The 12,388-nt window shown below is 40.5% G+C and carries 11 protein-coding genes; 7 read left to right on the top strand and 4 right to left on the bottom strand.

The annotated features are described in order from the left end of the window. Positions 1-484: 484 nt before the first annotated feature. Together aarP and PR833_RS09180 are read right to left on the bottom strand one after the other, a co-directional pair. On the bottom strand, positions 485-892 hold the full coding sequence (gene aarP / locus PR833_RS09185; protein ID WP_004924490.1) for an HTH-type transcriptional activator AarP: 408 nt from the start codon (positions 890-892) through the stop codon (positions 485-487). 156 nt (positions 893-1,048) lie between these two features. Next, positions 1,049-2,215 (bottom strand): MFS transporter, encoded by a 1,167-nt coding sequence (locus PR833_RS09180; protein WP_004924485.1) that lies wholly within the window; start codon positions 2,213-2,215, stop codon positions 1,049-1,051. Between the two features lie 385 nt (positions 2,216-2,600). On the opposite strand from PR833_RS09180, the gene ivbL reads away from it, so the two are divergent. The 4 genes from ivbL to PR833_RS09160 all read left to right on the top strand — a co-directional run bounded on the left by ivbL (position 2,601) and on the right by PR833_RS09160 (position 5,633). Next, a complete protein-coding gene (ivbL, locus tag PR833_RS09175) occupies positions 2,601-2,690 on the top strand; it encodes an ilvB operon leader peptide IvbL (protein WP_154598840.1) in 90 nt (29 codons plus the stop codon). Between the two features lie 104 nt (positions 2,691-2,794). After that, entirely contained in the window at positions 2,795-4,492 is a 1,698-nt protein-coding gene (gene ilvB / locus PR833_RS09170) for an acetolactate synthase large subunit (RefSeq protein WP_014656869.1), read from the top strand. Between the two features lie 2 nt (positions 4,493-4,494). Further along, the gene (ilvN, locus tag PR833_RS09165; protein WP_004924476.1) at positions 4,495-4,779 is read left to right on the top strand and encodes an acetolactate synthase small subunit; all 285 of its coding nucleotides are present in this window, start codon (positions 4,495-4,497) and stop codon (positions 4,777-4,779) included. 191 nt (positions 4,780-4,970) lie between these two features. Beyond that, positions 4,971-5,633 carry a hypothetical protein gene (locus tag PR833_RS09160; RefSeq protein ID WP_014656868.1) on the top strand — a complete coding sequence of 221 codons (663 nt, stop codon included), beginning with the start codon at positions 4,971-4,973 and terminating at the stop codon, positions 5,631-5,633. On the opposite strand, the gene PR833_RS09155 is transcribed toward PR833_RS09160, so the two are convergent. Then, the gene (locus PR833_RS09155; RefSeq protein ID WP_004924471.1) at positions 5,630-6,187 is read right to left on the bottom strand and encodes a helix-turn-helix domain-containing protein; all 558 of its coding nucleotides are present in this window, start codon (positions 6,185-6,187) and stop codon (positions 5,630-5,632) included. The two genes, PR833_RS09160 and PR833_RS09155, sit on opposite strands and share 4 nt — an antisense overlap. Before the next feature lie 224 nt (positions 6,188-6,411). Between PR833_RS09155 and PR833_RS09150 the strand changes: the two genes are divergently transcribed. Continuing rightward, positions 6,412-7,164, top strand: a complete 753-nt coding sequence (locus PR833_RS09150; RefSeq protein WP_014656867.1) for a sulfite exporter TauE/SafE family protein — start codon at positions 6,412-6,414, stop codon at positions 7,162-7,164. A gap of 168 nt (positions 7,165-7,332) precedes the next feature. Next, positions 7,333-8,523 carry an MFS transporter gene (locus tag PR833_RS09145; protein ID WP_004924464.1) on the top strand — a complete coding sequence of 397 codons (1,191 nt, stop codon included), beginning with the start codon at positions 7,333-7,335 and terminating at the stop codon, positions 8,521-8,523. A gap of 51 nt (positions 8,524-8,574) precedes the next feature. Here PR833_RS09145 and PR833_RS09140 read toward each other — a convergent pair whose 3' ends face one another. Beyond that, positions 8,575-10,245 carry an ArnT family glycosyltransferase gene (locus PR833_RS09140; protein WP_036941988.1) on the bottom strand — a complete coding sequence of 557 codons (1,671 nt, stop codon included), beginning with the start codon at positions 10,243-10,245 and terminating at the stop codon, positions 8,575-8,577. Between the two features lie 628 nt (positions 10,246-10,873). On the opposite strand from PR833_RS09140, the gene PR833_RS09135 reads away from it, so the two are divergent. Then, positions 10,874-12,226 carry an NCS2 family permease gene (locus PR833_RS09135; RefSeq protein ID WP_404935974.1) on the top strand — a complete coding sequence of 451 codons (1,353 nt, stop codon included), beginning with the start codon at positions 10,874-10,876 and terminating at the stop codon, positions 12,224-12,226. Positions 12,227-12,388: the final 162 nt, after the last annotated feature.

Genomic DNA, 12,388 nt, shown 5'->3' with positions numbered 1-12,388 from the left:
CGCAGTGGAACAAGGATGTTTTACTTAATTGGTAACAATTGAACGAGTGATGGCAGAGTAAGGGGGTTTTAGGGATTTATAGCATTGATAAACAATATCGCCTAATATGCCGATGATCCAATGGGGGAAGCTATTACAATATAGGAAATTAATACTGAGTATCATATTATTGTGATTTGAATGTAGAAAATGACACTAATATTATCACCGTATGCAATAGGTCTAGAAAAACACCTAAATATAAAAAGTTTCTAATTAGTATGGTTTTTTATTTAACCTAATAATGAAAATTTGTCTTTTTATATCAATTATAAAATATTTATCGAGGATGAACATTAAGGGTTTCTTAATATTCAATCAAAAGGAAAAAGGATAACAAATGGATTTAAATAAAAATAAAGCTCCAGCAAGTATTATTACTAGGAGCTTATTAGTCAGTAATACAGTAATGCGTCAAATTTCGATGTCTTTTCATATTCAATGGTTAAGCGACCTTAGGCTCTAGCAACAAGAGGTCATTATAACCAGTGTCGGAAAGACGATATAAAGAAGGTGAAATACCTAAATAAGCCTTAAACCTTTTGGCAAAGGATTGCTGGGAGTCAAATTGGTATTTCAAAGCAATATCAATTACTTGAAGGTTTGTGGTTTGTAGCTCTTTCGCCGCTTCACAGATCCGTCGACGGCGTATATATTCCCCTAAAGGCATACCGACAATTTTACGAAATACCCGTTGCAAGTGCCATTTGGTATATCCAGAATGTTGTGCAATATCATCTAATGATAATCGATTAGTAAGGTTTCCTTCTATCCAAACTAGGATTTCAGAGATAATAGAGGACTGAAATTGAGTATGTTTTCTGCTATATGAAATGGGTAATTTATTATACATAATACATTTCCTATTTGTTAGATTATAAGCATATTACTCATCGGATAGCTTTTGAATAAATAAAACTTAAACAGGTTATAATACAGTGTATTCCACTATGGCAGACGACGATTACACCTGTATATATAAAATTAAATACCTATCTTATTGTTTAATTCATTGCGTAATATGTTTTTTTAAAGCAATACAAAAAACAAGAATGAAAATTGAAATGACCATTGACAGGACATTCATCAATTGCCAACCGAGCGAGAAAAATAACACACCGGCTGCAAGGCTACCTAAAGCACCAAAAGAATAAATAAGAAAATCTGTCATACCTTGCACTTTTGCTCTTTCGTGATCTTCATAGCCGAGAGGCAATAGTTGGGTGGTACTGATTAAAATAAAATTCCACGCGACACCAACGAATATGCCTGATAGTAGATAGTGATAAAATTGGCTTCCCAGCAGGTTTATTGTGGCAGAGAGAAACAGCAACAAAATACCGATAACGATGATCTTTTTTGTTCCAATACGATGAATAAGGTGCCCTGTAAAAAAAGAGGGTGCGAACATACCGAGTACATGGCACTGGAATACAAGAGCTATTAAAGAGAAGGGGAAATTGTGTTGTTTCATAGAGAGTGGAATGGAAGCGAAAGTCAATACCACTAACGCATAGCCAACCGCACTTACGATAGTAATTAATTTTAATATCGGTTGTGAATACAGTTGTTTATAACTACGTTTCGCTTTGCTATGGTTTTGCCTTTGTTGTTCGACTTTTTTCAAAGGCACTCTTAATAATAAAATAAAAGCGATAACATAGATGAGCGTTAATGCACTAAAGGGGCCAGCAAAAGGGTATTCAGTGAAAAAGCGCTGTGTCATAACGGCCAACGTTGGGCCGATTAAGGCGGCTGCAATTCCTCCACTCATCACTAACCCAACCGCTTTAGCATGTAAAGCTTTAGGAGCTTCTTCGAGCGCTGCAAAACGAAATTGTTGTGCTGTACCAATGGCAATTCCTGTAAAGAATAGGCCAATTGAGAAATAGGTTAAGTTGTAATAAATAATACCAACAATGGATAGAATGGCTCCGATCATTCCAGAAAAACTCCCCAGTATAAAGCCGAGTTTTCTTGAGTATTTCTGCATTAAATATGCAATAGGAATGGTTGCCATAATTAAACCAATATATTGGCTCAGGAGTGGAACCGTAGAGTAAGTCGGATCTACGGAAAGTTTCTCGCCGATCACGACTGCCACTGAAAGTACAATAGCATTCCCCGTTGTAAACAGTGCTAATGCGATAGCTAACCACCAAACATTTTTAGGCATAATACCCTCTAAAAATCAAATAAACTAATAGAAATAATCAGTTAAGCTGAGTTTGCTTTGCCAGTTTATTGTTGTGAAATACAGGAAATGTGTAGCTTACAACTTCAAGTCAACTTGAAGTCAAGAGGGAATATCAGTCAATTTAAGAGTCTGGTTGTTATCTCGGTTTAACGAGTGGATAAAACCAAAAAATAACTAATTGCCAGTTAAATGCTCTGGTAAGTTAGTAGTGTGATATTGATCGCGTTTTAAATGTGAGATGAATAAAAATGGAAAAAATGATTGTCATTGTGAACAAGATGTGTTTTCTTAAATGCACTTACACAAAATAATGATTAATAATTTAAACCAAATTAATATCGACAGACAGGAATAACCCGTGAACATGACTCTTCATCATTCAAACCTACTACTAACCGCGCCACGTGCCGCGGTGGTCGTGCGTGTGGTGGTGGTCGTGGGCTTAGCGCCGTAACGGGAACAATCAACGCAGATTAAAAACCCCGCCGGCGCAAACCGAGCGGGGTTTTTTTATGAATCGCCGCTCGAATCTCACCGGCTAGTGTGAAGGATAAGATTATGAGCGAATCGGGTACAACATCATCAGATAAAACCTGCTACACAGGTGCAGAACTGATAGTCCATTTGTTAGAAAAACATGGCATTACCATTGTTTCAGGGATCCCTGGCGGTGCAGCCCTCCCTTTTTATGATGCTTTAGGTAAAAGCAAGCAAATCCGCCATATTTTGGCGCGTCATGAGCAAGGTGCTGGCTTTATTGCACAAGGTATTGCGCGTACAACCGGAAAAGCGGCAGTGTGTATTTCATCGAGTGGCCCAGGAGCAACGAATTTAGTCACGGCCATTGCGGACGCTAAGCTTGACTCTATTCCACTGGTTTGTATTACAGGCCAAGTTCCTTCTTCAATGATTGGCACCGATGCTTTTCAGGAAGTTGATACTTATGGGATTTCTATTCCTGTCACAAAACACAACTATTTAGTTCGTAACATCAATGAATTACCGCAAGTAATTTGTGACGCCTTCCGAATCGCAGAGTCCGGTCGTCCCGGCCCAGTATGGATTGATATTCCTAAAGATGTGCAGACGGCAACGATCGAATTAGACGCATTGCCAGATATTCAGCCAAAAGATAAGGCGCCGAACTTTGAGATGGAAAAAGTGATCCAAGCGGCGGAAATGATTAATCAGTCGAAACGTCCTGTACTTTATTTTGGGGGCGGCGTGATTAGTTCAGGCTCCACAGAAACGGCGATTGCGTTTGCAGAGAAAGCGACATTACCAACGACGATGACGCTGATGGCATTAGGGACTATTCCTATGCGCCACCCGCTCTACTTGGGAATGTTGGGAATGCATGCGGCGCGTAGCACGAATATGGTGATGGAAGAAGCTGATTTGCTAATTGTTATCGGTGCTCGTTTTGATGACCGAGCGATAGGTCGTGCAGAAAAATTCTGTCCTAATGCCAAAATTATTCATGTAGATATTGATAAAGCAGAGATCAGTAAAATTAAACGACCTGATATTGCTATCAATGCAGATGCAGGGCAAATTCTCGAGTTATTACTGCCGTTAGTTGAAAAAAATCAACGTGAAGAGTGGATGACAAGAGTTAATCAATTAAAGCAGGACTACCCATTAAATTTAAGCGAAGCCGATAATCCATTAAGCCATTACGGCTTAGTGCTTGCTGCTGCAAGAGCCGCGGGCGAAGAAGCGATAGTGACCACTGACGTTGGGCAGCATCAAATGTGGGCGGCACAGGTTTATCCGCTATCACGTCCTCGCCAGTGGTTAACATCTGGCGGTTTAGGCACGATGGGTTTTGGCCTTCCTGCTGCGATTGGTGCGGCATTGGCGAACCCAGAGCAAACCATCGTATGTTTCTCTGGTGACGGCAGCTTGATGATGAATATTCAAGAGCTTGCCACCGCAGTTGAGCACCAATTAAATATCAAAATTGTTCTGATGAATAACCAAGCATTGGGGATGGTGTATCAGCAACAAGAGCTGTTTTTTGATAACCGCATATATGCCGCAGCTTATCCATATCAAACAGATTTTATTAAAATTGCGGCGGGGTTTGGTTTGAAAACCTGTGATTTAAATACGGAAGCGGATCCTGAAATGGCATTAGAAGCGATTATGAACACGAAAGGTCCTTGCTTAATTCATGCCCTGATCGATGTGAATCAAAAGGTTTATCCAATGGTTCCACCGGGTGCAGCAAATATTGATATGATCGGAGCGTAGTTATGGTTTTTGAACATCACCCAATTGCATTAGAACTTATTGTCCGCAACCATCCTGGTGTTATGTCGCATATTTGTGGCCTGTTTGCGCGTCGTGCTTTTAATGTGGACGGCATTTTATGTATGCCAATAAAAGATAAAGATGAAAGCCGAATTTGGCTATTAGTACAAAAAGATGAGCGCTTGTCACAAATGGTGAATCAAGTTGAAAAACTAGAAGATGTTAGGGAAGTCCGTTTTAGTGATGACCTAAGACTATTTGAGACAATGCAAAACTATTTGCAATAACATTGCATCGCCACTGGCTCTCTATATTCAACCTACATTTATCCTGTAGGTTGAATTTTTTATTTGGTTTGAACGCACAATTTAAGCACATTTGTTTGTTTTAATGTTCTATTGTTTCTTAAAGTGAACAATGGTGGTATAACAAACTCAGCATTACGCTGTAAAGCATCAACAAATAAGTGGGGCATTTTATGCAGAATAATATTTATCTGACTGATACTTATCGCTATGAAATTCAAACAACTGTACTTGAAAAAGGCCAAGATGATGAGGGGCAATGGGTTGCGCTAAGGGATAATATTTTTCATCCACAAGGCGGAGGTCAACCAGCCGATGCCGGGTGGATCAATGATCAGCCTGTTCGTATTAAGAAACACCCAAATGGCTGGATAATTGCTTATTTAGCGCCGGATCAGAATTTGAATGTTGGTGATGCTGTCAGTGCGAAAATTGATAAGGCACAGCGCCAATATCATGCGGCTTTGCATACGACGGGGCACTTATTAAGTTGGGAAATGGCTTGTTTTGGATGGAAGGGGCAAAAAGGGCACCATTTTCCGAATGAGTCACGAGTAGAGTTTAGTGCAATTAGTGATAACCCCACCCCCATTGAACAACTAGATGAAAGGGAAATAGAAGCTTTAGTCAATCAACGCTTGCACGGTGACTATCCTGTATCTGTTGAACAACGAGGAGAGTTACGCCTTTGTCGCGTTTCTGAAGGTGATGAGGTGCCTTGTGGCGGCACTCATGTTGATTCACTCGGTAAAATTTGCCAGTTTGTGATTAAGTCGATGAAATATAAAAAAGGGATCTTGCGGATCAGTTATGATGCGAAGCATGTCGAAGTTTAGATACTGTCACTAAGATGCGAGTACGTCATCACGACTGTTGCATTTAATTCCCCCTCCATGCAGAGATAGGAGTGGGGAAAATCACAACTAAAGGCATAAAAATCCCCTTCTTCTAATAACACGGTTTGTTCATCTTTTAAGCGTAACATCAATGAACCAGTATGCAGCATGATATGTTCATGAGTTCCGCTCATATGTGCGGGGCTATTAATGATGGCGCCTCGTTTCATATTCAACTGCCATATTTCAGAAATATTGCCCATATTGATACGAAATTTAAATTGTTGTGAATAATCCCCTTGCTGAGGAGCTGACTTCACAAAGTAGGGGTAGGCTTCATGCTGTAATGTAAATAGATCACTCAATGGGAAGCGTAATGCGATGGCGATGGCTTCTAAGGTATCAACTCTTGGGTTTGAATCGCCAGACTCCAGTTTAGAAAGAGCCGCTTTTGAGATCCCTGATAAACGTGCTAGTTCATTCAAGGAGAGGTTCCTTGCTTGCCGGAGTAAGCGTACTTTTTGACCAATTTTAATGTTGATTTTTTTATCCACCCTGTGTCTTCCTTGAAAGTTAAATTATGCTGCTAATTCTACCATCATAACAACGTTATGTCAGAAACGTACTGATAAAGGCATAATATTTCGACAATGGAAGAAAATGAAGATGGCAACCTGATTTAATAATCAATCCGTTCACTTAGGTAATAAAAACAGGGCTTTTTTATTTATTCAGAAAAGATTATAGTGAACAAAAATACTCCCTGTAAGGGCTAATTATGCCGTTTGATTTTTTCTCGCTAGAAATGGCGATCTGTTTTTTTACACTACTGTGCGCTTATTTAGTTTTTGGGATGGCTGGGTTTGGATCCGCTTTGATAGCCACGCCTGTATTAGCAATGTATCTTCCTTTAAATATGATCGTGCCTATATTAGCACTGATTGATTTAACGGCGGCGCTGATCAATCTAGTAAAAGATGGTAAAAACGCGGATTATCAAGAAATAAAATGGATTATTCCACTCATGGTTGTGGGGAGTTTAATTGGTGCGGCTATCTTACTAAAAACACGCCCAGATATTCTGATTTTATTACTTGGTATATTTGTGATTTTTTATGTTATGAACGCCTTTTTTTCAAAGAAAGGCCAATCGCATTTTTCTAAGATATTAGTTGTTCCTTTCAGCTTGATCGGCGGTATTTTTAGTGCGTTATTTGGTAGCGGTGGCTTTATTTATGCTATGTACTTATCAAGCCGCATAGCCGATAAACAGCGCTTTCGCATCACCCAAATGACATTAATAGGCTTTAGCACGTTAACGCGTGTCACAATCTTTTTAGTGATGGGTGTCTATGTGAATGTCGATATTCTGCTGATGGCATTAGCGTTCTCACCCGCAATGTTGATTGGTATTTGGGCTGGGCGCCATATTACCTTGAAAATATCGCGAGAATCTTTCCTGAAAATTATCAATATTATTATTTTAATTTCAGGTATTGCCTTGCTATATCGTTATTTTTTTATTTTGTAACTCACGTTACTGTTAAAGATTTATCAGTATAAAATATAAAGCATGATACAATTACCTTTCGTCATCTCCGGTAATTCCAGATGATGAAGGGTTTTTATATTGTGTTTAACGTTAATAAATAGAATTTAAAATGGAAGCTTTCATTAATGAAAGCAGATTAATATCAAAATGAGCTCTGATAATCAGCGTTTACAGCATTTTCGTCGTACCCCTTCGTTCGCTATTTTTACCATTACAACCAGTATTGCTGTCATTGGTATCGTTATTGGTTTAAGTATCCCAATGGTCGCTTTGCGATTAAATAACTATGGTGTTAGCGAACTCTATATTGGCATTATTTCAGCTGCACCTGCTTTAGGGATGTTTTTAATTGCCCCTATGGTGCAACGGATTGTTCGTTGGTGTGGGAAACGACAAGCAATGCTTATCGCAACCATTATTTCTGCAATAAGTTTGCTACCGTTACTGAGTTCGTTACCATTGTGGCTGCTCTTTCCATTACGTTTGATTACAGGGTTAGCCAGCGGTGTACTGATTTGTTTAGGGGAAACATGGATTAATGAACTTAGCCCGGAAAGCAAGCGAGGCCGTATCCTCGCCATCTACACCACCGTTTTTACCGTGAGCCAACTACTCGGCCCCTCTTTTATTGCTTACTATGGCGTAGAAGATAAATCTCCATTATTGATTTGCACCTTACTTCACCTGATATCTATAGCACTCTTTTTAATTATGGAACAAAAGGTGGGTGACCGTATTTCCGCGACAGCCAGTGAATCACGTTTTTCAATTATTCAGTTTGTTAAAGTCGCTCCGGGCATTTGTGCTGGTATTCTATTTTTCGCCTTTTTTGATGGCACGATTTTATCGATGTTCCCTATTTATGGTATGGGAATGGGGCATACTGAGGCGATTGCCGCGATGATGATCAGTGCAATTTTAGCGGGGGATGCGGTGATGCAAATGCCATTTGGATGGTTAGCGGACCATATGAACCGTGAAAAACTGTATCGGATTTGCGGCGTTGTCACATTAGGAGCGAGTTGTTTATTACCTTTCTTGATAACCCACCATTATTTAATTTGGGTCTTGTTATTTGTTTTGGGGGCAACAGCCGGTGCTATTTACACCATTGCGCTTGTGCAAATTGGTCAATATTTTAAAGGCAATGACCTAATTATTGCGAATGCCGCTGCGGCTATGTTATGGGGAATTGGTAATTTGTCCGGGCCGTTATTAGCTGGCGTCGCGACATCCCTTTCGCTGGCGGGGTTACCCGTATTACTCATTTTTATTGCTACAGCATTTTTGTGGTTTACGCGTGAAAAATATAGCGCCCAAAGCACGCAACAAGCTTAACTAAAAAATAGTGTGCCAGTGGTGATAAACTGGCACAGATTTTTCATTTCTCTACTCAATGCTTTTATAAACAACTAAGTTTTCGGTGAATTCATCGGGGCGGTGGTTGCTCCAAAATAGCGTCATACCTGCGGGAGCTGGCTTGATCTGTTTTGATAACACAATTAACCAGCGGCACTGCTCTGGTTTTTCAAAGCGATCTTGCCGTTGATGTAAGATCTTTGTGTAGTAGTACAGCATAGGGGCTTCGGATTCACCGATATTATCGGATGCCATACAGTCATTAGCATGATAATGGCCTTTTAGATGTTGTTCTAAATCGACAAAGACATCTTTAAACCCTTTGGTATAGTCTATCCAGCCCAAAAATAAGCTGAATGTGATCCCCCATACGATACACATGCCTAGCGTCCAGTTTTGCATGGCACGTAAGGTAATCTGTCGGCTCAATAACGCTCCGCGTAAAAACCAGATGGCGGTGAGGATTGTCGCGACTAGCAAAGCAACTATCGAAAATGGCATTTGGTAACTCATCGGTAGCCATTTACTAAAAGGTGTAAGCCACGCCTGCGTCTGACCCGAAAGGGCGATAAAATAGCAAACCCACAGGAAAATAATAAGTAGTGACCATAGCGTAGCCGCAAAGCATGAGAAACCGCGTAGCACTTTTTCAGGAAGCGCAAGCACGGTTTGGGTCCCTAAGATTGCAAGTGGGGCGATGAAAGGGAGCAAATAGAGCGCTCTACCTGTTGCTGAAATTTGTAAAAATACAATCCCAAGTAGCGGGAAAATGGTGACTAAGTACTCGTTACGGCTACGTAATCGTTTTAACGGATTTCTAATAAAATAGAGGGTAGCCAGTATGCCTGCTGGCAGTGCAAATAGCAGTACGGATGCTGGAACACGTGTTAAGTTCGCTTTGGCACCTAATTTTTCAACAGAGAAGCCTAGAAAACGACCGATATTATTTTCCCAAAACCAAGTCATAAACAGATCGGGATGTTGGCGATAGAGTAAAATAGGCCAAGGTAAAATCAAGATAAGAGCAGCGAGACCGGCGATGATTGCAGGTAGCCAAAAAAGCTTTTGGCGGCAGTGTGGTAGAAAAATCGGGGCTAGCAGTAAGCTTAACCATAACACACCCGGAATAAACACCCCTTTTGATAGCATGGTGATCACTGTGCCAAACATTAGCCATAATGCGGACATCGCAACCTTTTCTTGGCGTATTAGCCCAAGAATGCCGTACAAACCGATAGTAGCACCTGTAATGAGTGCAACATCCGTAAACATATCATGGCTATGCCTTAAAATGCCGGGGGCGCAAAGGTAGAGTGCGAATGCAATCCAAATGCGTTTATCACTAATATGGTCTGTATTGAAGGCTCGGCGAGCAAGTAGAATAAAAAATGAAAAGTTAATCACTGAAAATAACAATGTCGCACTGCGCGCCGCATCATAAAGCGGCATAAAGCCAGATAGCAAATGGGCACTGATGGTGGCGACCCAATAGTACAGTGGTGGCTTCTCCATAAACGGTTCGCCAGCATTCGTTGGTACGAGCCAATTACCTGTTTCGAACATAGTTTGGATAATACCAAAGCTATAGTTTTCATCTTGCTTCCACGGAGTGTGCCCGTAAATACCAGGTAAAAGATAGATGGCGAGAAAGCCAATAAATAAAATTAATGACTTTTGATTAGGTGTTAATTTTTTTTGCATTGTTCTTGCAGTGAATATATGTCAGTAATTAATAATTTTATGTGATATTTAATTTTAACGAGATCAAATATAATTAATGTTTACACATAAAAATTGTTAACATGATGAAATTAAAGTTGATTTTTATTTAAATTCTCGTTGTCAGATTATATTTTTGCAGCATTATATTCTATGTAATAAATGCGATTTAAAAAATAAGTTATTTGTCATCCTCTCGCTAATACCCCTCACTATTATTTAGCGAAGCAACACTTAACTCTAACAAAATATTTATTAACTGTAGCTAAACGAAAAGAAAATCCATTCACAATAGAGAGGGTTAATAAGTCGGATAGTAAGGATGCCAAATTCGGTAAAACCTCCTCACTGCGCTAGGGATAAAATCTAAAAATTTATGTTAAGTTTGCTTTGTTGTGTGCGATTGCCCCATGTAACTTGAAAACACTTGATCAATACGTCGATTTCGATTGATAATTGCCCGCTTCATAGTCTGCCATCTCTATTGTTAAAGCCAAACGATTGCGTGAGAGTGGGGAGTGAGTAAATCACTCGCTCAATCAGTTTTTTCTAAAAACGTAATCGTTTTCGTCAGTGAGATTAGGCGCTTTTTGTCATATTTAGCAGGGGTATTTCCATGTCTGGCCAACAGGCTTCAACCAATTGCAAATTGGATAAATATTTTAAAATTTCTGCGCGTGGCTCTTCGGTTCGCCGTGAAATTATTGCAGGGTTAACGACATTTTTGGCGATGGTGTATTCCGTCATTGTCGTTCCGGGAATGTTAGGGCAGGCAGGGTTCCCTCCTACAGCTGTCTTTATTGCGACCTGCTTAGTGGCGGGTTTGGGCTCACTATTGATGGGGCTGTGGGCTAACCTGCCAATGGCGATTGGTTGCGCGATTTCACTTACCGCATTTACGGCTTTTAGCTTGGTGTTAGGCCAGAAAATCAGTATCCCTGTTGCTTTAGGGGCCGTGTTTCTTATGGGGTGTCTGTTTACTATTATTTCGGTGACAGGAATTCGTAGCTGGATCCTGCGTAATATGCCTATGGGGATTGCGCACGGTACTGGGATTGGTATTGGGTTATTTTTATTACTGATAGCCGCAAATGGTGTCGGGCTGGTCGTTAAAAACCCAAATGAAGGGCTACCTGTTGCACTTGGCGATTTTACCTCTTTCCCTGTATTAATGGCATTAGCGGGTTTAGCGGTTATTTTTGGCTTAGAGAAGCGTCGCGTGCCCGGTGGTGTTCTGTTGGTGATTATTGCTATTTCAATTATAGGGTTAATTTTTGATCCTGCCGTTAAGTACCAAGGTTTCTTTAAACTTCCTTCATTAGGTGAAGATGGTTTATCACTGATCATGAGCATGGACATTATGGGGGCCTTGCAACCTATCGTGTTGCCAAGCTTATTAGCATTGGTCATGACCGCAGTCTTTGATGCGACAGGAACCATCCGTGCGGTTGCTGGTCAAGCTAACTTGCTGGATAAAGATGGGCAAATTATTAATGGTGGTAAAGCATTAACCGCGGACTCGGTAAGCAGTATCTTTGCTGGAGCGATTGGGGCTTCTCCTGCTGCGGTTTATATCGAATCTGCTGCTGGTACTGCTGCTGGTGGTCGTACGGGGCTTACTGCGGTGGTCGTTGGCCTGTTGTTCTTATTGATTCTATTTTTATCACCTCTGTCTTATTTAGTACCTGCGTATGCGACGGCGCCAGCTTTGATGTATGTCGGCCTGTTGATGTTGAGTAATGTTTCTAAACTGAACTTTGATGACTTTGTCGATTCGATGTCCGGTTTATTATGTGCTGTGTTTATTGTTCTGACCTGTAACATTGTTACTGGCATTATGTTAGGTTTCGCCGCATTGGTGATTGGACGTATCTTTGCAGGTGAGTGGCGTAAGCTGAATATTGGAACCGTGGTTATTGCTGTTCTATTAGTGGCATTTTATGCTGCTGATTTAGCGATTTAAGATTCGTTGTTCTGTGGGGGCTGGCGCATCGGCTGCCCCCTAATGTATTATCGCGATTAATCTTAAAGTTTGAATTATTTTCCCGCCTAGTAGTTAGTTAAGGATAGAATAGACAAAAGGCGGTGAAACATGTGAAATCCGCGGGTTTTCACGAGTTGCTGG

The organism is Providencia sp. PROV189, from assembly GCF_028480065.1.
Classification (GTDB): domain Bacteria; phylum Pseudomonadota; class Gammaproteobacteria; order Enterobacterales; family Enterobacteriaceae; genus Providencia; species Providencia stuartii.
Note: the sequence above shows the minus strand (reverse complement) of the source record. Positions and strands in the feature narration are given on the sequence as shown.

Coding starts and splice junctions, on each gene's coding strand:
- aarP (WP_004924490.1), bottom strand. CDS start 892: ATGTATAATAAATTACCCATTTCATATAGCAGAAAACATACTCAATTT.
- PR833_RS09180 (WP_004924485.1), bottom strand. CDS start 2,215: ATGCCTAAAAATGTTTGGTGGTTAGCTATCGCATTAGCACTGTTTACA.
- ivbL (WP_154598840.1), top strand. CDS start 2,601: ATGACTCTTCATCATTCAAACCTACTACTAACCGCGCCACGTGCCGCG.
- ilvB (WP_014656869.1), top strand. CDS start 2,795: ATGAGCGAATCGGGTACAACATCATCAGATAAAACCTGCTACACAGGT.
- ilvN (WP_004924476.1), top strand. CDS start 4,495: ATGGTTTTTGAACATCACCCAATTGCATTAGAACTTATTGTCCGCAAC.
- PR833_RS09160 (WP_014656868.1), top strand. CDS start 4,971: ATGCAGAATAATATTTATCTGACTGATACTTATCGCTATGAAATTCAA.
- PR833_RS09150 (WP_014656867.1), top strand. CDS start 6,412: ATGCCGTTTGATTTTTTCTCGCTAGAAATGGCGATCTGTTTTTTTACA.
- PR833_RS09145 (WP_004924464.1), top strand. CDS start 7,333: ATGAGCTCTGATAATCAGCGTTTACAGCATTTTCGTCGTACCCCTTCG.
- PR833_RS09140 (WP_036941988.1), bottom strand. CDS start 10,245: ATGCAAAAAAAATTAACACCTAATCAAAAGTCATTAATTTTATTTATT.